Source organism: Rhodococcus sp. IEGM 27, from assembly GCF_033142305.1.
GTDB classification, from domain to species: domain Bacteria; phylum Actinomycetota; class Actinomycetes; order Mycobacteriales; family Mycobacteriaceae; genus Rhodococcus_F; species Rhodococcus_F oxybenzonivorans.
On record NZ_JAWLSG010000001.1, the window covers coordinates 1095195 to 1115905 of the forward strand.

The window sequence follows — 20711 nt, forward strand, 5'->3', positions numbered from 1 at the left end:
ACATCAGGAATCTCCTTCAGAAGTTTCATTGTCTTCGACGATCCGCAAGGCCTGCGTGGGACAGAAGCGCACGGCGCTCTCCACACTCGCGCGCAGCGTCTCGGGCGGGGCGGTATCCACAATCTCGACCTTCCCGTGCTTCGGCACGGTGAACACCTCAGGTGCCTCGAGCTCACACATGGCGTGGCCCTGGCACAGATCGAGGTCGGCTTCGACTTTCATCACTTGCTGCGCTTCCGGTACCTCACCGCACAAGGCTGCTGCAGCTGAACCACCATCTTGCTGTGGTCGTTGCGATATGTCTCCGACGGCTGCGCCATCTCGAATTCCCAGTCCTGCAGGAGGATGGAGAAGATCGCTTTGAGCTGCATCAAAGCGAATGCCGCACCGACGCAGCGGTGCCGGCCCGCACCGAACGGGATCCACGTCCACCGGTTGACGATGTCTTCCTGGTTCGGATCGATGTATCGCTCGGGGTCGAACGCGTCCGGGTTCGGGAAGTCCTCGGCCAAGCGGTTGGAGATCGCTGGTGTCGCGGCAACGAGGTCACCCTGCGTAATCTGGTATCCGCCTACCTCGAAGTCTGCCTGCGCGACCCGCAGCAGGATGATCAGCGGCGGATGCAGACGCAATGTTTCCTTCAGCACCGCCTCGAGTTTCGGGATCTGCCGCAGCGCCCCGAAGCTGATATCGGAGCCGTCGGCGTACAGATCGTCGAGCTCGCCCACGACTTGCTTGGCGTAGTCGGGGTGGCGAAGCAGTTCGATCAGCGTCCACGCCGCTGTGCCGGAAGTCGTGTGGTGGCCGGCAAACATCATCGAGATGAACATGCCCGTGATCTCGTCGGCACTGAACCGCTCGTTGCCGTTCTCGTCCTTGATCGAGACGAGGACGTCGAGCATGTCCCGGTCCTCCTTGCCCTGCGGAGGGTGGGCGATCCGGTCCGTCATGATGTCCTGGACGAGGGCGACCAGCTGCACCCGGGCCTCGTCCCGTCGCCGGAAGCTGTCGATATCTGCGTAGGGGTCGACGAACGCGATCGCGTCCGTTCCCTGCTCGAGTTCGTGGTAGAGCTGCGCGAAGCGACCGTCGAGTTGGTCCCGGAACTTCTTGCCGATGAGGCAGGCCGAGGACGTATAGATGGTGAGCTCCGCGAAGAACTCGAGGAGGTCGATCTCGCCCTCGTCGTCCCAGCGCGACACCATGCGATCGACCTCGTGGGCGATGGTGGCGGCGTGCCCCTTCATCTGCTCGCCGCGCAGAGCCTGGTTGTGCAGCATCTCCTTGCGTCGTTCGGGGCTGGCGTCGAACACGACACCTTCACCGAAGATCGGCTTCATGAACGGATAGGCCGCCTGCTGATCCAGGTCCTCGTCGCTCGAACGGAAGAAGAACTCGTTTGCTTCCGCCCCGGACAGCATGATGACGTTGCGGTCCACCAATTGGAAGGCGCCCACGTCGCCGCACTCCTCGCGCACCCGCCGCATCAGGGCGATGGGGTCGGTGCGCAGTTCCTCGAGGTGGCCGTGTTCGCGCTCTCCGCCGGAAACCCTCGGCGGCTGAGTCAGATTCATCAGGCATCCTTTCGCAGTGGCGCCTCGGGCTGGACTTCGATCAGCACCAGATGTGCTCCACGGGGCGCACTCACGGTGGCGACGACGGCATCAGCGATCGCGGACGCACGCAAGAAGTAGGAGTGGCGGGCGAAACCCCATTTCGCCCAGTCTTCGAGGACGGGTCCGATGACCTCCTCGGTGGTGTTCATCCCCATGGCGGTCTGGGTGGGCCCGGGACGCACGATCGACGCACGGATACCGGTGCCCTCCAGTTCCATCCGCATCTGCCTGCCCATCGCCTCGACGCCCGTTTTCGCAGCGTTGTAGGCGCCCATCCGCGGCCGTGGTGAGTCTGCGCAATCCGATCCGATCAGCACGAAATCACCGCGCTTGCGTTCGATCATCCCGGGGAGGATCCGATGTGCGAGTCGCTGCGCACCCACGAGGTGTACATCGACCTGCTTCAGGAACTGATCCGGATCCATCTCGTGGGCGGTGGAGAACTCGAGGTCCCCGGCGCCGGACAGCACGATCTCCGTCGAACCGAAGGTGCTCTCGGCCGCTGTCACGAAGTCGTTCACGGACGCCGTGTCCGTGACGTCGAGGAAGTGCGCGAAAGCCTCACCGCCGCTGCTTCGGATCTTGTCGGCGATGGCCTCGCATTCCGCCACTCGCCGCGCCCCGAGTGCCACGGGATGACCGAGTTCCGCAAGCGCATAGGCCGTGGCGGTACCTATCCCCGAAGAGGCACCGCTGATGATCGCAGGACGCCGCGGCGGATGGGGTTCGAACCTAGGCATGACGGACCTGCACTTTCAGTGGAAGCGAGGCGAAACCTCGAACGTTGGTCGAATGAACACGCACACAACTGCTTTCGTCCACCTCGAAGTTTTCGACCTTCTCGACCAGTTGCGTCAGAGCGATCTTCGCTTCGAGACGGGCCATGTGCGCGCCCAGGCAGAAGTGGGTGCCGCCGCCGAAGCTGGCGAGCTTGTTGCTGGTGTCCCGGCCGATCCGGTACTCGTCGGCATCCTCGAATACCGCGGGGTCGCGGTTCGCGGAACCGATGAGGATGAGCACCTTGTCACCCGCCGCAATGGTCGTGTCGCGGAAGGAGACGTCGACGGCCGCCGTGCGCGCCACCATCTGGCTCGAGGTGTCGTAGCGGAGTGTCTCCTCCACCCATTCCGGCACCCGGCTCGGGTCGCCGAGGACCTTGCGCGCCTCGTCCGGAAACCTCGAACCCCAGTACAGAGCATTGCCGAGCAGTTTGGTGGTGGTCTCGTTGCCCGCGACCACCATGAGGAACATGAAGGCGATGATCTCGTCGTCGGTGAGCCGGTCGCCGTCGATCTCCGCCTCGAGCAAGGCCGAGGTCAGATCGTCCGCGGGCTTCTTACGTCGCTCGGCGATCATGTCCGCGTAGTAGCCCACGAGGTACAGCGACGCCTCCATGGCTGCCTGGGGAACGTCCAGGACCCCTTCCTCCCGGTGCACCACCAGGTCGGCCAGTCGCCGCAATTCGGAACGGTCCGTCTCGGGGACACCCATCAGTTCCGAGATGACGTCCATGGGAAGCATGCCCGCGAACTCCGAGATCCAGTCGAATTCCCCGGATGCAAGGGCCGGGTCGAGGTACTTCGTCGTCAATTCTTCGATACGCCCGTGTAATTCATTGACACGCCGCGGAGTGAATCCCCGGGAGACCAACTGGCGCATCCGCATGTGCCGCGGATCGTCGAGCGCCAGGAACGACATCGTCTTGTACGCCTTCGGTCCGTAGGCCGCCGGATCGAGCGACACGCCATTGGCACTCGACAGCCGCGCGCTGTCCCGAAACGCCGCAACGACGTCCTCGTGACGCGAAAGAGCCCAGAAATCGAGTTCCGGGTTGTAGTAGACCGGCGCCTCTTCCCTCAGTCGGCGATAGGTGACGTAGGGATCCTCATGAAAGTCGTAATCGTAGGGATTGAACGTCACCGGATCGAGTGACGCTCCGGGGATCGACGCTGCGGTCATGTGCATTCACTCCAGGATCAGCTTGGCGGAAGTTTCCAGTCGATCTGCGAATTCGGTGTACGACCCGTAGCCCATTCCCGCGCGGACCAACCCACCCGCGTACAAGAGCTCCAGCGCCTCGAGTACATCCGGATCCGGGTCGCTGCCGAGCGCGTCGGCGAGTCGCTGCCGGATCTCGATGCCGATCCGCGTGCGCAGGTGCTCCACGTCGGGGTCACGGCCGAGCAGTGCGCTGGTGACGGCGCCGGCCAACTCGGGTTCGTCGGCGACCAACAGTGCGATGTGCCGCAGCACGGCCACCACACGTCCGGTCCGGTCGAGACCCGCGTCCGCCTCCTCGGGTGAAGCGGCGAGGCGGCGCCAGAACACCTCGGCGACGAGGTGCTCCTTGGAGGAGAAGTAGGTGTACGCCGTTGCCGGGGCGACGCCGGCGAGTCCGGCCACCGATCGAACGGTGAGACCGGCGAATCCCTCTGCCCGCAACACCTCGACTGCAGCCTTGGTCAGACGCTCGACAGTGTCTGCCTGCTTTTCGGTCAAACGGCGGCGGGTGGACTCGAAATTCATCTTACTGGACACGTGTCTGGACGCTACTACAGTTTGGTCGGCCTGGCAACGAAAAGCCCTGCATTTACTGCTCGCGCGGGAGAATACGTACGGGCATCTTCTTGATGCCGCTGATGAAATTCGACCGCAGCCGCGTTATGGGACCGGTCGGCTCCACGCGATCGATGCGGGCGGCCATCGTCTCGAACAGGATCCGCAATTCCAGCCGTGCCAGGTGCGCGCCGAGGCAGAAGTGGATTCCGCTACCCCCGAAGGCGACGTGCGGGTTGGGCGTTCGGGCGATGTCGAAACGGTATGGCGCGTCGAACACATCCTCGTCACGATTGGCACTCGGGTAATAGATGACCACCTTGTCGCCTGCGGCAACCGGTTGATCGCCGATCATTGCATCACGGGTGGCGGTGCGCCGGAAGTCCATCACCGGCGTGACCCACCGCAGGATCTCCTCGACCGCGGTCGCGGCAAGTTCCGGTTCGGCCTGCAACCGGCGCCACTGCTCGGGATGCTCGATGAAAGCTTGCATCCCGCCCGCGGTGGCGTTGCGTGTCGTCTCGTTCCCCGCGACCACGAGGAGAACGAAGAACATGTTGAATTCCATCTCGGTGAGGGTGTCACCATTCTCGTCCGGCTGGACCAGCTTGGTGACGATGTCGTCGCGCGGTTCGATGCGGCGCTGGGCCGCTAATTCGTTGGCGTACAGGAAGATCTCCATCGCCGCGAGCTCGCCGTCCGCCTGAGTGGTGGCGTACTCGGGATCGTCGAAGCCGATCATCCGGTTGGACCAGTCGTAGAGTTTGTCGACGTCCGACGAGGGCGCGCCGAGGAGGGCCGCGATCACCTCGAGCGGTAAGGGGGCCGCGGCGCGGCGCACGAAATCGACCTCTCCCGCGTCGAGTAAGTCGTCGACAATCTGCGAGCAGATGTCCCGGATGTGCGCCTCCAGCGACTTGACCATGCGCGGCGTGAATCCTCGGCTGACCAACTGACGCAATCGAGTGTGGTCCGGTGGATCCAGATTGACGAGCATGGCCGCTTGCTTCGCCCGGGTCTCGTCGTCGAAGTCGTCGATCTGCGTGGTGCCCACCGCGGAGGAAAACGTGGCGCTGTCCCGCGAGACGGCAACTACATCAGCATGTTTCGTCACCGCCCAATAACCGGCGCCATCCTCCTCGGGTTGCCAGTAGACGGGCTCGCTGTTACGCAGGCGGTCGAAAAATGCGTAGGGCACCCCCTCCGCGTAGAGGTCGGGGGATTTGAGATCAATCCGAGACGCGGTCATTCACTGCTCCTCGATCGACTAAATGAATGTGATGTGTATCAAACTACACACTTTCATTTATTATGGAAGCCCTTATGCTGAACCCATGGCGAGAGGGCAGAAAGAACCGATCCGGCGTCGCACACTGACGCGCGAGAAGGTCGTGGATGCGGCGATCGACATCATCGACGAGCTCGGGTGGGACCCCCTGTCGATGACGAGCCTCTCCGCCCGACTGGAGGTCGTCACCGCGTCGCTCTACAACCACGTCCGCAATCTCGACGACGTCCGCGGCGCTGTTCAGGTGCGCACCATGGCGGAACTCGGCGCGCACCTACGCGAGACCGCGATGGGCCGAACCGGTGTGGACGGCCTCCGGGCGCTCGTCGACGCGCACCGCGCCTGGGCGACCGAGCACCCGCATCGGTACCGGACACTCACCACAAGCCCGGTCGACAGGGACGCCTTCATCTCCGCAGCCCTGGACGCCAACATGGCACTGCGTACGATGCTGAAGTCGTGCGGTGTGCCGCCCGAAGACACTCTCGATGCGGCTGTCAGCATCTTCGCCGCCATGCACGGATTCGTCATGCTCGTGAACACCGATTTCCTCGGTGACGAGCTCGACCTGGACTCGATCTATGAATCCGTGCTGCGGGGAGCACTGTCCAGTATCGAGTGGCCGGAGCGAACGCGCACACCGTCCTGAAGGTGATCGGACGACGGCCCGACGTCCGGTTCCGTCAGGCGTCCTCCCACGGCTGGGTTCCCTGCCCGACCTCGTAACCGCGCTTCGGCCGGTTCAGGGTCTTGTCGGCCTGACCAACCTCGACCATGTCTTTCGCGATGGCCGTTCTCCTGGTGGCGTCGTCGACCCGACTGGTGATCGGGGAAAGTTTCTCGTCCAACGTCTCCTTCGCCTTCAATGCGGGATCGGACAAGAACTCCAGGTATTCCTTCAGCCGGTTGGTCAGCTCCTCGATCTCACGCACGAGAGTCATCACCAAATCGGCCACCTTGTAGATGGTGTGTGCGATCGATGCGACCTGCGCGGAAGTGCCGATGACCGGCACCTTCTTCACCAAGAATTTGAGTTTGTCCAAGACACCGTCCAAGCTCACCTCGGCCTCGAGTAGCTCGGCCAGCTTCTCGACCGCGGTTCTCACCGCATCCCTGATCTTGTCGGCCACCATCTCCAGGGCGAGGGCGAGGATGCGGCCGACGGGGCCTTCCCACTTCATCGCCGTACTCTGCAGGCGCGCATAGTCGTCGAATGCCACAGCCGCCTTACCGTCCCAGTACTCACCGACGCGATTGAGCCCGTCGTCCATGTTCCTGGCGGATGCTTCGAAAGCGTTCCCGGCGATCTTGTACGTCTCGCCGATTCGTTTCAGTTCGCTCCAGTTACCGCTGATCGGGGCCAGAACGTACTCGAGCGGATTCCATTCCTTTCCGGCGATCCGGGTGACGTTCTTGATGGATTCGTTCACATCCCCCAGCCAGCCCGCGGCCTCGGTGACGATCGCGCCGACATCCTCCTTGTTGGCCACCGGATCGTCCAGCTTGACTTCCTCGGGCTTGGGGTAACTGACCGGCGAACCGTAAGCCTCGGTGATACCGGGCATTTCGGCATACGATCCGAATTCGACCGTTCCGTCACCTACGTAACGGGTGTGGGCGTTGAGCGCGTCATAGTTCTTCGTTTCCTGGTCGTGGTACATCCAGGCGGCCTTGTTCAGCTCGACACCGGTGTCGACGTTCTGCTGCGCGATATCGGCCATGCGCGTTGTGGTGGCATCGGAAAGTACGCCGAACGGAGTCAGCAAGGAACTGATGATCGCACCCGAGAAGTCCGCACTCGGCGGTCCGTTCTTGCCGACGAAGTCGGCGATCCGCCGACTGTCCGCGCCGATCTCGTCGAAAGATTTGGCGAGACCTGCGATCTGACCCGGATTCGCATAGAAGAGTTCGGGCATGGTCATGTTCGCTACCTGTCATTCAGTCTTGTGCAGTGACGTGATGATCGTGTCGACATCCTGATCCGAGAGCGAATCGGGCAGACCCACATGATGTTCGATCATGAAGACCATCACCTCTGCGGTGGCATACGCCGGAGTGGCGACGATGTCGAATCCAGCCCGGGTGGGATCGCAGGAATGGTCTCGAGGGATGTCGGTGACTACGGCGGTGTAGCGGACCGCCGGACGGCCGGAAACCTGAAAGTCGACAGGACCCCGGATCTCAACCTTCGGCGTGCCGCCCGCATTATCAGAGAAGATTCGCTCCGCCTTACCGATCGCCTCTCGAGCGGCAGTGTCAGCATCCACACCATTGCGCCCAGTGGCACCGCTGATCGCTAGCCGAGAGCTCTTGTACTCCGGGCAATAGCGGTATCCGTAGTCGCTGACAGCTCCATAGCCGGCGATAGTTCCATCGTCGTCGCTCCAGCTCATTACCGAACTGTTGCTGGGACGCCAGTCGTCGGTGCCGGGGACGGTGTAGGTGAGTCCGAACTTGGTGGGAACCGGTTGGGGCTGACCGTCGGGCGCTTCGATCATCGGCGGCGGGAATTCCATCGATGGAAAGCCTGGCGGTAGCGGCGCGACCGTTCTGCTCGGGCCGGACGGGGGTGACGGCGCCCACGACGAAGCCGCCTCTTCCGTCGCCTGCGCGTCGTCGGCATACGGGTTGCCCACCCACATCACGATGGTCGTGACCGCAACGAGCGCGGCGACGGCCAGAACGATGTTCCTGAGCGGTTTAAGCACACCGTACTTCTCGAGAAGCTTGAAGAATCCCACCACCGGTGGAGGGTACCCTGTACGGGTTTGCCCGACGTCCCTAGCCTCAGCCGGGGTGACCGCAAGACGAAACGCTCATCGGTACGAGTCATATACCGCAGCAAGGGAAGTAACGATAAGCTTCGGCGCCGCGGTAACGCTGCGACATCATTTACGCGATCCAGCCAGGGGGGAAGAGTATGAAGGAACGGGATCTGGACCCCGCGGTGGAAGCGGCATTCCGCAAGCTGTCCGACGCGGCCGATCGCCTGGAATTTGTTCGCATCCGTACCGAACGCACAGAGGTCGCAGACCTTGTCGACGAACCAACCCCGGTCACCGACGGCCTGATGTTCGAGTTGGCCGCGATGCCGCATTCCTCACCCGAGCTGAAGACGTACGCCGCACGCGTCTACAACGGTGAATGCACTTGGCCCGAGATCGACCGTGCCTGGCCGCTGCCGCCCGAAGTCACCGAACTGAAGAACTCGCGATACTTCGCCTGGCTCTGGACGTCGTCGGCTCCGCCACCCGAGCCGAAGGGTGCCGCCGCCGTCGGCCCCAGCGACTGGCCCGACGACTACGACGAGTACCCGACGCCGAAGTCGTGGCTCGTGTGATTACCTGGATGCGACGAACCCACCAACTCCGCCAACTCGTCGAGCGACCACGGCGGCTCGGTCTCGTGGTCGCGGTAGGCCAGGACTTTCGGAGCCGGCCGGTCGAATCTGCCGACGAAACACCCTGATCCGGCGAAGATTCCGCCGGTGATTCCGGAAGCGAGATCGCTGGCCAGGAACACGTACAGCTGGGCGACATAGTCGGCGGGTGCCGGATGCAGCGAGCCGTAGCGGGTTGCGTCGTCGAGCATCCCGCGCCTGTGCAGTTCCTCGATGTGCTGCTCGTACTCCGCTCCCACGGACAGGCGGGTCTTGGCACCGGGGCACACGACGTTGGCGCGGACGCCGGACTCGGCCAGTTCGGCCGCGATGGCGAGGGTCAGGCTGTTGACCGCCCCCTTGCCGGCGGGGTATCCGGTTCCGCCGTAGTCGCCGAGGGACGCGAACGAACTCGTGTTCACGATCGCTCCGCGCCCCCGTTCGGCCATCAGGGGCGCCGCGGCCCGGCACGTGCGGAACGTCGCCGTCAGGTGCGCATCGACGAGTTCGCGCCACTGTTCGTCGGTGACGGTGAGGATGGACGACCCGGCAGGCTCCGCGACGCCGGCGCAGTTGATCAGCACGTCCACCTGGCCGAATGCACATTTCGCGGCGTCGACCAGCGCCTCCGCGACGCCGTCGGCGGCGGCCGAACCAGCCACCGCGATCGCCCGGCCACCGCCGAGCACGATCTCGTCGGCCACCTTCTCCGCCGCATCGGGATCACGGCCGTTGACCACCACGCCGGCCCCCTCGGCGGCGAGCGCGTGCGCGACGGCCCGGCCGATCCCCCGGCTCGAGCCGGTGACGACGGCGCCTCGCCCGTCCAGCCGTCTCTCCTCGCGTGAATTCATCGCACCTCCGTCGAACTTGTCATTGCGGCATCCAGTTGTTCAAACTATAGTCCAGACACATGTCCAGTTTTTAGGATCGCTGTGACACTCACCCGATTCGGAAGCGAAAATCCATGACTCTGCGCCCCACCGACAGCTCTGCTCTCCTGATCGACGGCAAACTGATTCCCGGTTCCGGCGGCACGTTCGAGGTGATCAACCCGGCCACCGAGGAGGTACTCGGGAGGGCCGCCGACGCCACCGCGTCCGACATGGACGCCGCGATCGCCGCGGCCCGGCGAGCCTTCGACGATACGACCTGGTCCCGCGACCACGCCTTCCGGGCGCGGTGCCTGCGGCAATTGCGCGACGCCCTGCTCGCCCACATCGAGGAATTCCGGGAAATCACGATCGCCGAGGTCGGCGCGCCGAGGTTCTTCACCAGCGGACCGCAGCTCGAGGGACCCGTTGCCGATCTCGGATACTTCGCGGGCCTGGCGGACAGCTATTCCTGGGAACAGGACCTGGGTGAGTCGACGACGATGGGAATCAAGTCGCACAGGCGGGTCCTGAAGGAGGCAGTCGGTGTGGTGGGCGCCATCACGCCGTGGAATTTTCCTCATCAAATCAATTTCGCCAAACTCGGCCCCGCACTGGCCGCGGGAAACACCGTGGTGCTCAAGCCCGCTCCCGACACACCCTGGTGCGCGGCGCTCGTCGGCACACTGATCGCGCAGGAAACCGATTTCCCGCCCGGTGTGGTCAACATCGTGACGTCGAGCGACCACTCCCTCGGTGCGCAGCTGTCGACCGACCCCCGCGTGGACCTCGTGTCCTTCACGGGCTCGACCGAAACGGGTAAGGCCGTCATGACGGCCGCCGCCCAGACCCTCAAGAAGGTATTCCTCGAATTGGGCGGCAAGTCGGCCTTCATCGTGCTCGACGACGCCGACCTGGCGGGCGCCTGCGCGATGGCGGCATTCACCGTGAGCACCCACGCCGGGCAGGGCTGCGCGCTCACCACCCGCTTACTCGTTCCGCGCGAAAGGTACGACGAGGCAGTCGAGGCCACCGCGCGCACCCTCCGCGGTCTTCCTGCCGGTGACCCCGACGAGCCCGGAACCATTTGCGGTCCAATCATCTCCGCACGCCAACGCGAGCGAGTCGAGGCGTATCTGCGTCTCGCGGTCGAGGAAGGCGGGACCATCGTGGTCGGCGGCGGCCGCCCCGGCAACCACGAACGCGGCTTCTTCATCGAACCCACCCTCGTCTCCGGACTCGACAACAGCGCGCGGGTGGCACGGGAAGAGATCTTCGGTCCCGTGCTCGTGATCATCCCCCATGACGGTGACGACGACGCCATTCGCATCGCCAACGACTCCCCCTATGGACTGTCCGGATCGATCTGGGGTACGGATCCCGCACGCGTGCAGCACGTGGTCGAGGGAGTGCGCACCGGAACGCTCGGCGTGAACGGCGGAATCTGGTACGCGGCCGATGCGCCGTTCGGCGGATACAAGCAATCCGGGATCGGCCGGGAAATGGGTGTCGCGGGCTTCGAGGAGTACCTCGAAACCAAGCTGGTCGCGGAACCGGCCCTGTAGTCCATCACCACACTTTCACCGCACTCAACTCAGGGAGACAAGACGATATGGGACGCTTCGACGGAAAGACAGCCATCGTCACCGGCGCCGCTCAGGGCATCGGCGAAGGATATGCCCGGGCGCTGGCAGCCGAGGGCGCCAACGTGGTGGTCGCGGATCTCAACGCGGAACTCGGCGAAACCGTGGCAAAACAGATCACCTCGGACGGCGGGGCGGCGGTATTCAAGGATGTCGACGTGTCCGACGAGGAGTCGGCGAAACAACTCGCCGAGTTCACCGTCGAGAAGTTCGGCGGCATCGACTATCTGGTCAACAACGCCGCCATCTACGGGGGCATGAAACTCGACCTCCTCATTACCGTGCCGTGGGACTACTACAAGAAGTTCATGAGCGTGAACTTCGACGGCGCCCTCAACGTGACCCGCGCGGTGTGGCCGCACATGAACAACGGCGGCGGCGGTTCCATCGTCAACCAATCGTCCACGGCGGCTTGGTTGTACTCCGGCTTCTACGGGCTCGCGAAGGTCGGAATCAACGGCCTCACCCAGCAGCTCGCCCATGAGTTGGGTGGCATGAACATTCGGGTCAACGCCATCGCGCCCGGACCGATCGACACCGAAGCCACCCGCACCGTCACCCCAGGAAATATGGTGGCAGACATGGTCAAGACCCTGCCCCTCAAGCGCATGGGAACACCTGAAGATCTCGTCGGGGCGTGTTTGTTCCTGCTCTCCGACGAGGCGAGCTGGATCACCGGGCAGATCTTCAACGTCGACGGCGGACAGATTTTTCGGGCATGAGCGCGATGGAGAACACGGCCCTGCTGTCCGTCGGCTACATCGGCCTCGGCAACATGGGCGCGCCCATGGCGAAGCGGCTGCTGGACCGCCCCGGCGGACTCATCGTGTGCGACACCCGGTCCGAGGCGCTGGAACCGTTCGGCAAGGCGGGCGCGAAGGTGACGTCGAGTCCGCGGGAGGTGGCCGAGAACGCGGACGTTATCTCCGTGACCGTGTTGAACGACGAACAGGTGCGGGACGTCGTCGTCCAGATGCTGGAGGTGGCCCGGCCTGGCACCGTCGTGGCGGTGCATTCGACGATCAGCGACGTCACTGCCGTCGAATTGGCGCAGTTGTGCGGTGAGCAGGGCGTCGAACTGGTGGACGCCCCGGTGAGCGGCGGCGCACCGGGCGCACACAAAGGCAAGCTCGCCGTGATGGTCGGCGCGAGTGACACGGCGTTCGAGAAGGTGGGGGAGCCGTTCGGGCACTGGGCGGAACTCGTCGTGCACGCGGGCGACGTGGGCGCGGGTACGCGCATGAAGCTCGCCCGCAACCTGCTGCACTTCGTGTCCTTCACGGCCGCGGCCGAGGCGCAGCGACTCGCCGAGGCCGCCGGTCTCGACATCACCGAACTCGGGAAGGTGGTCCGGCACACCGACGCGATCACCGGTGGCGCCGGCGCGATCATGCTCCGCGACAACACCGCCGCCCTCGACGAGAACGACAACTGGTACCCGATCATGTCCCACGTCCGAGACCTCGGCGAGAAGGATCTTCTCCTGGCGATCGGCCTCGGCGAGCGCCTCGACGTCACCCTGCCGCTCGCCCGGATCGCCCTGACCGGACTGGGGCCGGGGCTGGGCGTGGACAGCACAGCGACGAAGGAGCAGCGATGACCGACGACACCCGCACCCGCGGCCTGGCCATGATGGAGAAGGTCTACGGATTCGAGATGCAGGACGGTCCCGGCGCGCACTTCGCCGTTACCGCCGACCACCTCTTCGCCGACATCTGGGCGAGGCCCGGGCTCAGCATCCGCGACCGCAGGCTCCTCCTCCTCGGTGCGCTCACCGCGCAAGGTCTGGTCGATGTCGCGGAGATTCAGGTGGGCGCCGCCCTGCACAACGAGGAACTCGACGAGGAGCAGTTGCGGGAGATCGCCCTGTTTCTGTGCCACTACGTGGGGTGGCCGTTGGGTACGAAACTCGACGCCATGATCGGTGGGGTGCTACACAAGCGGAAGAAGGCAGCCAGAGCGGCCGCCCCGGATGCAGAGGCGACATGAGCACCGAACACCTGACACGAGACCTTCTCCGACTCGCCGAATCCACGCCCGGTTTCATGCCGGAGGACGAGGGCACCGCCCTCCACGAGGCCGCGATGCAGTACCTGACTCCGGGCGGGACCGGAGTCGAGATCGGTACCTACTGCGGTCGCTCCACGATCTACCTCGGGGCGGCCGCGAAGGCCCGAGGCGCTCGGGTGGTCACCATCGACCACCATCACGGCTCCGAGGAACACCAGCCGGGCTGGGAATACCACGAACCGGCCTTCGTCGACCCCCACACCGGTGTGCTCGACACCGTCGGCCGGTTCCGCCACACCATGGCCGACTCGGGGCTCGAAGAATACGTCGTCGGGGTGCTCGGCCGCTCCTCCACGGTGGCAACATTCTGGCGCACCCCCGTCGACTTCGTCTTCATCGACGGCGGACACACCTCGGAGGCCGCGAACGCCGACCTCGAGGGGTGGGCACCCTGGGTCGTCGTCGGCGGTGCACTCATCATCCACGACGTGTTCCCGGACCCCGCGGACGGTGGACGGCCGCCGTTCGAGATCTACGAACGTGCTCTGGCGACAGGTCAATTCAAGGAGACGTCCGTCACCGGGTCACTACGCGTTCTCGAACGGGTGGGCGGTCAGACGGGCGACCCGCTGGCGTGACAGTAGTCGCCACACCGATCTGCACCGATCGGTAGTCCCACCGGCGCCGCCGCGTCCCGGAAGATTCCGTGTCCGGGCGTGGTGCGCGACAGTGCGTCCGCCGCGAGAATCATCGCTCCACCCGTCCATGTGGTCTGTTCGACCGGCCAGCGTTTGCCGTCGCTGTAGACGAGCCCGGTCCAGTACGACCCGTCGGGATCACGCAGATGCTGCATGGCCGCGAACTGCTCGAGAGCGCGGGTGCGCTCGCCCATCGCGTCGAGGGCCAGCACCAGCTCGCACGTCTCGGCTCCGGTCACCCACGGCCGGTGGTCGACACACCGGATGCCCAGACCTTCGACGACGAAGTCGTCCCACCGCGACTCGATGCGCGCAGCCGCCGCCGCACCCCGCACGGCTCCCCCGAGAATGGGGTAATACCAATCCATCGAGTATTCGTCTTTGAGCGCAAACGACTCCGGATGCTGCCGGATCGCGTGGCCGAGGGTGTATTTGGCGAACTCCCACTCCGGTTGGGGGTCGTCGACCAGTCGCGCCAGCAACAACCCGCACAGCAGGCTGTGGTGGATGCTGGAGTTGCCGGTCAGCAGCGCCTCGGGGCATGCTTCGCCGCCGATTCCCCGGGCCCAGAAAATTTCACCACTCGGTTCCTGCATCTCTACGACGAAGTCGAGTCCTGCCCGCACCGAGGGCCACATGGAAACGGCGAAGTCCCGGTTACCGGTGATCAGGTAGTGATGCCACACTCCGACCGCGAGATACGCGCAGAAGTTGCTGTCGGAGTCGGCATTGTGGACCACACCGTCCCGGAACTCCATCGGCCACGAACCGTCGGGCCGCTGAGTACGGCGCGACCACTCGTACGCGGCCTCCGCCTCCTCGCGCAACCCGGCAGCGCCCAGCGCCATTGCGGATTCGACGTGGTCCCACGGGTCGGTGTGACCACCGGTGAACCACGGCAACGCGCCCGACGATTCCTGGGCAGCGGCGATCGACTTCGCTGTCTGCAGTACCTGGCTCTCCGACAACACGTTCGGCACCGACGGAACGTCGGCCGCTCTCACCGCGGCGCCCTCACCGCGCTCGGCCGGTTCGGCTTCTCCAAATAGAACACCACGCTCTTGCCGACCACGGGGTTGAGTACCTTCTCCGCGGTGCGAGTGAGCCAGGGCGCTTTCATCATGTCCCACACCAGCACCTGGTGGTAGGCCTTGGTGAGGGGATTGTCGTTGTTCTCCACTCCCACCGCGCATTTGAGCCACCAGTACGGTGAATGCAGGGCGTGGGCATGATCGCGGCCCTGTACTTTCAGCCCGGCCGCAGTGAGTTTGCCCGCCAACTCGTCGGCCCGATAGATCCGCACGTGCCCGCCTTCCACCTCGTGGTAGGCGTCGGACAGTGCCCAGCAGACCTTTTCCGGCAACCACCGCGGAACCGTCACTGCTGCAACACCACCGGGCTTGAGGATGCGCACCAACTCGGCGATGGCGCGATCGTCCTCGGGCACGTGCTCGAGAACCTCGGAGATGAGCACAGCGTCGAACGTGCCGTCCTCATAGGGCAGGTTCAGCGCGTCACCCACCTGAATACGCGCGTCGGCGCCCGCGGGCGCCTCCCCCACTTCGGCCATGGCCACGAACATCTTCTCGACGTCGGCCAGCTCGTCGGCGTTCTGGTCGAAGGCGATGACGTCCGCCCCTCGCCGATACAGTTCGAACGAGTGCCGTCCGGCTCCCGCACCGATGTCGATCACCTTGTCGCCGGGCTTCACGCCCAGCCGGTCGAAGTCCACGGTCAGCACAGTCGTTCTCCTCCACGGGTCTGCTGGATGGCATCGGCATAAGTCTCCGCGGTCTTCGCCGCCACCGCAGACCAGCTGTAGCGCTCGAGCGCCCGGCGACGGCCGCCGTCGCCCAGCCTGACGCGCCGCTCCGGGTCGTCGAGCAGCGCGCCCAGCACGTCCGCCAGTTCCTGCGGATCACCGGGCGTCACCAGGACACCGGCTTCTTCCTGAGTTCCCACGACTTCGGGGATGGCACCGGCGCGACTCGCGACGAGCGGCGTTCCGCAGGCCATCGCTTCAACGGCGGGCAGTGAAAAACCCTCGTACAGGGACGGGACACAGGCGACGTCTGCCGAGGCCAGCAGCGAAGCCAGTTCGGAGTCGTCGATGCCCGAGACCGTGCGCACCACGTCACCGATGGCGAGTTCGTCGATCAGCTTCTCGGTGACCCCGCCGGCCGCCAGTTTGGCGACGATAACCAGCTCGACGGAGCGTTCGGTGTGCACCTTCGCAACGGCTTCGAGCAAGGTCGACACGCCCTTGAGTGGCATGTCGGCGCTGGCGACACACACGATCCGCCCCGCGACCCGTGCATCGGCGCGCGGCTGGAACACCTCGGTGTCCACGCCGAGCGGAATGGTCCGCAAATGAGCAGGGGGCACGTCGAACTCCGCGCTGATGTCGTCGGCCGAAGACTGCGACACCGTCACCAGCACGGGAATCCGGCGGGCGACGCGCTTCTGCATACTCAGGAAGCCGTACCAGCGCCGGACTGTGACCTTGCGCCACCACTTGGCGGCCGCCAGGTCGAGTGCGCGGTCGCGGGTGATCGGATGGTGAATGGTCGCGACGACGGGCAGGCCGGCCTTCTGGAGCTGGAGCAGCCCGTAGCCGAGGCACTGATTGTCGTGCACGACGTCGAACTCGTCGGCGCGCTCACGCAGCAGTCGCGCCGCACGCAAGCTGAATGTGAGCGGCTCCGGAAAGCCGGCCGTCCACATGGTGGCCACTTCCAGCACATCGATGCTGTCGCGGAACTCCCGCGGGTGCGGCGTCCTGAACGGATCAGGCTCGCGGTAGAGATCCAGACTCGGGACCTTGGTGAGGGTGACCCGGGGGTCGACATCCGGGTACGGCTGACCCGAGAACACCTCTACCTGGTGTCCGAGTTCGACCAGTTCACGGCTGAGATGACGGACGTACACACCTTGCCCACCGCAGTGGGGCTTACTTCGATACGACAGGAGTGCGATGCGCACGGACTCCGACCTCTCCTCGAGCAGCAGACGGCAATACTAGAACACGTTCTCACATCTGAGTGTCCTCGTCCTATCCAACCGCACTACTCAGCGCAGCGCCGCCGACTCGCGCAAACCTTCGATCTTTCCGGCGAGTCGCCCGAGGTACGCGAGTACCTCCTCCTCGCTACGATCCGGAACTCCGTAGACGACCTCACTGACGCCGAGGTCTCGCCACCGGTGCAGCTTGTCGACATCTGGCTTCCCGTCGAGCACTACGATCCGCGGTTCGCCCGCCCGGCCCGCCTCACGCCACATTCGCTGAAGAGACCGGACACGATCGTCGATGTCCTGCTCGATCGGGGTGGTCATCCAGCCGTCGGCCGAACGCACGATCCACTTGAAGTTCTTCTCGTTGCCGGCCGCACCGACAACGACCGGCGGCACACGCGTCGGCTTGGGCCACGCCCAGCTCGGCCCGAAGGTGACGAACTCGCCGTCGTAGGAGGCTTCCTCCTGCGTCCACAGGGCCCGCATGGCCTCGAGGTACTCGCGCAGCATCGTGCGACGGCGGCCCGGCGGAACATGATGATCGGAGAGTTCATCCAGATTCCAGCCGTATCCGACACCGAGGACGACGCGGCCGCCGCTCAGATGGTCGAGCGAGGCGATCGTCTTGGCAAGCGTGATGGGGTCGTGCTCGACGGGCAGAGCCACCGAAGTCCCGAGCTCGATACGCTGGGTCACCGCGGCGGCCGACGCGAGCGCGACCCACGGGTCCAGCGTGCGCATGTAGCGATCGTCCGGAAGCGAAGCGTCGCCCGTCTGCGGATGGGCCGCATCACGTTTGATCGGAATGTGCGTGTGCTCGGGCACGTAGAAAGAGTCGAATCCATTGGCCTCGGCCCCCCGCGCGGCGGAGGCCGGTCCGATTCCGCGATCACTGGTGAACAACGTAATGCCGAACTTCACGAAATCTCCTAAGCCGGGAGGCATTTGCTTCTTGGGAGAGTAACTTCTGGACACCTGTTTAGCAAGGTGTCCAAACAGGATTCCGGATCTGCTGGCACCGGGACGATCGTTGCGTCTGACACAACGATCGTCCCGTTCGTACAGCTACAGATCAGGCGCCGTAGACCGGGACCGGGGTTTCGGCCTTGGCGAGCAGGCCGGTGACGACGGGGCCGATTTCCTTCGGCTCCCACCGCGCGCCCTTGTCCTGGGTGGGACCGTGACGCCACCCCTCGGCGACGGTGATCTTGCCGCCCTCGACCTCGAACACACGCCCGGTGACGTCCTTGGACTCGGCGCTGCCCAGCCACACCACCAGAGGGGAGACATTCTCCGGGGCCATCGCATCGAACCCGTCCTCGGGCGCCGCCATCGCCTCGGCCATGGCCCCGCCGGCGCCGATGGTCATCCGGGTCCGGGCGGACGGGGCGATGGCATTGACGGTGACGCCGTAGTTCTTCAGTTCCGCCGCCGCCTGAATGGTCAGCTCCGCGATACCCGCCTTCGCCGCCGCGTAGTTGCCCTGCCCGATCGAACCCTGCAGTCCGGCACCGGAACTGGTGTTGATGATCCGGGCGTCCACGGAACGCCCTGCTTTCGCCTCACCGCGCCAATACGCGGCCGCGTGCCGCAGGGTGGCGAAATGGCCTTTGAGGTGCACGCGCACCACGGCGTCCCATTCCTGCTCGCTCATCCCGACGAGCATGCGGTCGCGCAGGAAGCCGGCGTTGTTCACCAGCACGTCGAGGCGGCCGAAGTGCTCCAGTGCGGCCTTGATCAGATTCTCCGACCCGGCCCAGTCCGCGACATCGTCACCGTTGACGACGGCCTCGCCGCCGGCGGCCACGATTTCTGCGACGACCTGCTCGGCGGGACTTTCTCCCGTCGCCGAGCCGTCGAGTCCGGCGCCGATGTCGTTGACCACTACCTTGGCACCTTCCGCGGCGAAGGCCAGCGCGTGTGCGCGTCCGATACCGCGGCCGGCGCCCGTCACGATGACGACGCGACCGTCGACCAGTCCACTCATGTTCTCTCCTCGTTGATATTCGCCGCCGCTCCGGCGGGATCGGGGTCTGCTGCTGACAGGAAGGCCGGGCGCTCGCCGCCGCCGTGCACGGTCAAGGTCGATCCGCTGACGTAGGCGGCCAGTGGTGAAGCCAGGAACATCGCACAGTTGCCGACGTCCTCGGGGCAGGCCATGCGGCCCAGCGGGATCGTCTCCGCAACCGCCGCGAGTCCCGACTCACCGCCGTAGTGCAGATGTGCCTGCTCGGTGCGGACCATCCCGACGACGATCGAATTGACCCGCACCTTCGGCGCCCACTCCACCGCCAGACTGCGGCCGAGGTGATCGACACCGGCCTTGGCCGCCCCATAGGCAGCCGTACCGGGTGAGGGCCGTGAACCGCTGACGCTCGAGATGTTGACGATCGCGCCGCCTGAATCCTGGTTTTGCATCACCGCGTTGGCCACCTGCGACACCAGCAAGGGCGCGAGCAGGTTCAGTTCGACGATCTTGGAGTGGTACTTCGGGCTGGCCTCCGCGGCGAGTGCGTAGGGCGCACCTCCCGCATTGTTGACCAGAACGTCGAGGCGGCCGTGCCGTTCGACGATCCGGTCGACCATGCCCTGTACCTGCTCCGGGTCGCGGATGTCGCAGGCGATGAACTCCGCGATGCGACCGTCCGCTTCGACCGGGCCGTCCGCCGGCCTCCGCGCACAGGTCACGACCGTGGCGCCCGCGCGCAGGAAGGTGCGGCTGATGCCTGCACCTACTCCGCGAACGCCGCCGGTCACGAGCACCACCGTTCTGTCCATAGTGAAACGCGTTTCCATCGTGCTACCCTACCAAGCAATTGCTTGGTGCAGTAGCGAGGCCGCTCAAATGGAGGAAACACATGGGAATCCGGACTGACGACGAGCCCGGGGGCATCACGACAGTGACGGTCGACTACCCGCCCGTAAACGCCATCCCGTCGCAAGGCTGGTTCGAACTGGCCGACGCGGTACTGGCGGCGGGCCGCAACCCGAACACGCACGTGGTGATCCTGCGAGCCGAGGGCCGCGGATTCAACGCCGGCGTCGACATCAAGGAGATGCAGGCCACCGACGGCTACGACGCCCTCGTCGACGCCAATCGTGGGTGCGCTGCCGCGTTCGCCGCCGTCTACGACTGCGCCGTTCCCGTGGTGGTCGCCGTCAACGGGTTCTGCGTCGGCGGGGGCGTCGGCCTGGTCGGCAATGCCGATGTGATCGTCGCCTCGGACGACGCCGTCTTCGGACTGCCGGAGGTCGACCGCGGTGCACTCGGCGCCGCGACACACCTGGCGCGTCTCGTCCCGCAACACATGATGCGCACCCTGTACTACACGGCGCAGAACGTGACGGCACAACAACTGCAGCACTTCGGCTCGGTATACGAGGTGGTACCGCGCGAGAAGCTCGACGCCGCCGCCCGCGACATCGCCGGCAAGATCGCCGCCAAGGACACCCGCGTGATCCGGTGCGCCAAGGAGGCGATCAACGGGATCGACCCCGTCGACGTGAAGACCAGTTATCGACTCGAACAGGGCTACACCTTCGAACTCAACCTGGTGGGGGTCTCCGACGAACATCGAGACGAGTTCGTCGAGACCGGTAAGACCCGCTCCAACTCGAACAACAGGGAAGGCTGATA

General features: G+C 65.0%; 23 protein-coding genes. 8 read left to right on the forward strand and 15 right to left on the reverse strand.

Annotated features, from left to right (window positions below; translation table 11 throughout):
* Positions 1 to 3 precede the first annotated feature (3 nt).
* The 6 genes from R4P95_RS05145 to R4P95_RS05170 form a co-directional block, all read right to left on the reverse strand.
* Positions 4 to 222 (reverse strand): ferredoxin, encoded by a 219-nt coding sequence (locus tag R4P95_RS05145; protein ID WP_213578301.1) that lies wholly within the window; start codon positions 220 to 222, stop codon positions 4 to 6.
* Positions 222 to 1574 (reverse strand): cytochrome P450, encoded by a 1353-nt coding sequence (locus R4P95_RS05150; protein WP_317743766.1) that lies wholly within the window; start codon positions 1572 to 1574, stop codon positions 222 to 224. The genes R4P95_RS05145 and R4P95_RS05150 overlap by 1 nt, the downstream gene beginning before the upstream one ends.
* Positions 1574 to 2356 carry an SDR family oxidoreductase gene (locus R4P95_RS05155; RefSeq protein WP_317743768.1) on the reverse strand — a complete coding sequence of 261 codons (783 nt, stop codon included), beginning with the start codon at positions 2354 to 2356 and terminating at the stop codon, positions 1574 to 1576. The genes R4P95_RS05150 and R4P95_RS05155 overlap by 1 nt, the downstream gene beginning before the upstream one ends.
* Positions 2349 to 3575, reverse strand: a complete 1227-nt coding sequence (locus R4P95_RS05160; RefSeq protein ID WP_317743770.1) for a cytochrome P450 — start codon at positions 3573 to 3575, stop codon at positions 2349 to 2351. Before R4P95_RS05160 ends, R4P95_RS05155 begins: the two co-directional genes overlap by 8 nt.
* 6 nt (positions 3576 to 3581) lie before the next feature.
* Entirely contained in the window at positions 3582 to 4142 is a 561-nt protein-coding gene (locus R4P95_RS05165; RefSeq protein WP_213578302.1) for a TetR/AcrR family transcriptional regulator, read from the reverse strand.
* 64 nt (positions 4143 to 4206) lie between these two features.
* Positions 4207 to 5421, reverse strand: coding sequence for a cytochrome P450 (locus R4P95_RS05170; protein ID WP_317743772.1), 1215 nt, complete (start codon positions 5419 to 5421; stop codon positions 4207 to 4209).
* Between the two features lie 85 nt (positions 5422 to 5506).
* Here R4P95_RS05170 and R4P95_RS05175 point away from each other — a divergent pair, with 85 nt between their 5' ends.
* Positions 5507 to 6109 (forward strand): TetR/AcrR family transcriptional regulator, encoded by a 603-nt coding sequence (locus tag R4P95_RS05175; RefSeq protein ID WP_317743774.1) that lies wholly within the window; start codon positions 5507 to 5509, stop codon positions 6107 to 6109.
* 34 nt (positions 6110 to 6143) lie between these two features.
* On the opposite strand, the gene R4P95_RS05180 is transcribed toward R4P95_RS05175, so the two are convergent.
* Positions 6144 to 7382 (reverse strand): hypothetical protein, encoded by a 1239-nt coding sequence (locus tag R4P95_RS05180; protein WP_317743775.1) that lies wholly within the window; start codon positions 7380 to 7382, stop codon positions 6144 to 6146.
* 12 nt (positions 7383 to 7394) lie between these two features.
* Positions 7395 to 8204: a hypothetical protein gene (locus R4P95_RS05185; protein ID WP_317743776.1), complete on the reverse strand. Its 810-nt coding sequence runs from the start codon at positions 8202 to 8204 to the stop codon at positions 7395 to 7397.
* A gap of 176 nt (positions 8205 to 8380) precedes the next feature.
* On the opposite strand from R4P95_RS05185, the gene R4P95_RS05190 reads away from it, so the two are divergent.
* Complete coding sequence (locus R4P95_RS05190) at positions 8381 to 8800, forward strand: hypothetical protein (protein ID WP_249354020.1); 420 nt, start codon at positions 8381 to 8383, stop codon at positions 8798 to 8800.
* On the opposite strand, the gene R4P95_RS05195 is transcribed toward R4P95_RS05190, so the two are convergent.
* On the reverse strand, positions 8761 to 9693 hold the full coding sequence (locus tag R4P95_RS05195; protein WP_317743777.1) for an SDR family oxidoreductase: 933 nt from the start codon (positions 9691 to 9693) through the stop codon (positions 8761 to 8763). The genes R4P95_RS05190 and R4P95_RS05195 overlap by 40 nt on opposite strands.
* Before the next feature lie 113 nt (positions 9694 to 9806).
* Between R4P95_RS05195 and R4P95_RS05200 the strand changes: the two genes are divergently transcribed.
* The 5 genes from R4P95_RS05200 to R4P95_RS05220 are packed head-to-tail and all read left to right on the forward strand — an operon-like array spanning position 9807 to position 14002.
* A complete protein-coding gene (locus tag R4P95_RS05200) occupies positions 9807 to 11276 on the forward strand; it encodes an aldehyde dehydrogenase (protein ID WP_213573770.1) in 1470 nt (489 codons plus the stop codon).
* A 47-nt stretch (positions 11277 to 11323) separates the two neighbouring features.
* Positions 11324 to 12076 carry an SDR family oxidoreductase gene (locus R4P95_RS05205; RefSeq protein WP_213573772.1) on the forward strand — a complete coding sequence of 251 codons (753 nt, stop codon included), beginning with the start codon at positions 11324 to 11326 and terminating at the stop codon, positions 12074 to 12076.
* A gap of 5 nt (positions 12077 to 12081) precedes the next feature.
* Positions 12082 to 12954 (forward strand): NAD(P)-dependent oxidoreductase, encoded by an 873-nt coding sequence (locus R4P95_RS05210; RefSeq protein WP_317743951.1) that lies wholly within the window; start codon positions 12082 to 12084, stop codon positions 12952 to 12954.
* The gene (locus tag R4P95_RS05215) at positions 12951 to 13343 is read left to right on the forward strand and encodes a carboxymuconolactone decarboxylase family protein (protein ID WP_213573774.1); all 393 of its coding nucleotides are present in this window, start codon (positions 12951 to 12953) and stop codon (positions 13341 to 13343) included. The genes R4P95_RS05210 and R4P95_RS05215 overlap by 4 nt, the downstream gene beginning before the upstream one ends.
* On the forward strand, positions 13340 to 14002 hold the full coding sequence (locus tag R4P95_RS05220) for a class I SAM-dependent methyltransferase (RefSeq protein WP_213573776.1): 663 nt from the start codon (positions 13340 to 13342) through the stop codon (positions 14000 to 14002). The genes R4P95_RS05215 and R4P95_RS05220 overlap by 4 nt, the downstream gene beginning before the upstream one ends.
* On the opposite strand, the gene R4P95_RS05225 is transcribed toward R4P95_RS05220, so the two are convergent.
* The 6 genes from R4P95_RS05225 to R4P95_RS05250 all read right to left on the reverse strand — a co-directional run bounded on the left by R4P95_RS05225 (position 13978) and on the right by R4P95_RS05250 (position 19870).
* Complete coding sequence (locus R4P95_RS05225) at positions 13978 to 15066, reverse strand: prenyltransferase (RefSeq protein WP_213573778.1); 1089 nt, start codon at positions 15064 to 15066, stop codon at positions 13978 to 13980. The two genes, R4P95_RS05220 and R4P95_RS05225, sit on opposite strands and share 25 nt — an antisense overlap.
* Entirely contained in the window at positions 15063 to 15803 is a 741-nt protein-coding gene (locus tag R4P95_RS05230; protein WP_159919249.1) for a class I SAM-dependent methyltransferase, read from the reverse strand. The genes R4P95_RS05225 and R4P95_RS05230 overlap by 4 nt, the downstream gene beginning before the upstream one ends.
* Complete coding sequence (locus tag R4P95_RS05235; RefSeq protein ID WP_317743778.1) at positions 15797 to 17044, reverse strand: glycosyltransferase family 4 protein; 1248 nt, start codon at positions 17042 to 17044, stop codon at positions 15797 to 15799. Before R4P95_RS05235 ends, R4P95_RS05230 begins: the two co-directional genes overlap by 7 nt.
* Positions 17045 to 17131: 87 nt before the next feature.
* Positions 17132 to 17995 (reverse strand): LLM class F420-dependent oxidoreductase, encoded by an 864-nt coding sequence (locus R4P95_RS05240; RefSeq protein WP_213573782.1) that lies wholly within the window; start codon positions 17993 to 17995, stop codon positions 17132 to 17134.
* A 151-nt stretch (positions 17996 to 18146) separates the two neighbouring features.
* Positions 18147 to 19061 carry an SDR family oxidoreductase gene (locus R4P95_RS05245; protein ID WP_317743779.1) on the reverse strand — a complete coding sequence of 305 codons (915 nt, stop codon included), beginning with the start codon at positions 19059 to 19061 and terminating at the stop codon, positions 18147 to 18149.
* Complete coding sequence (locus tag R4P95_RS05250) at positions 19058 to 19870, reverse strand: SDR family oxidoreductase (protein WP_317743780.1); 813 nt, start codon at positions 19868 to 19870, stop codon at positions 19058 to 19060. The genes R4P95_RS05245 and R4P95_RS05250 overlap by 4 nt, the downstream gene beginning before the upstream one ends.
* A gap of 62 nt (positions 19871 to 19932) precedes the next feature.
* On the opposite strand from R4P95_RS05250, the gene echA20 reads away from it, so the two are divergent.
* Positions 19933 to 20709, forward strand: a complete 777-nt coding sequence (echA20, locus tag R4P95_RS05255; protein ID WP_213573787.1) for a (7aS)-7a-methyl-1,5-dioxo-2,3,5,6,7,7a-hexahydro-1H-indene-carboxyl-CoA hydrolase — start codon at positions 19933 to 19935, stop codon at positions 20707 to 20709.
* Positions 20710 to 20711 lie beyond the last annotated feature (2 nt).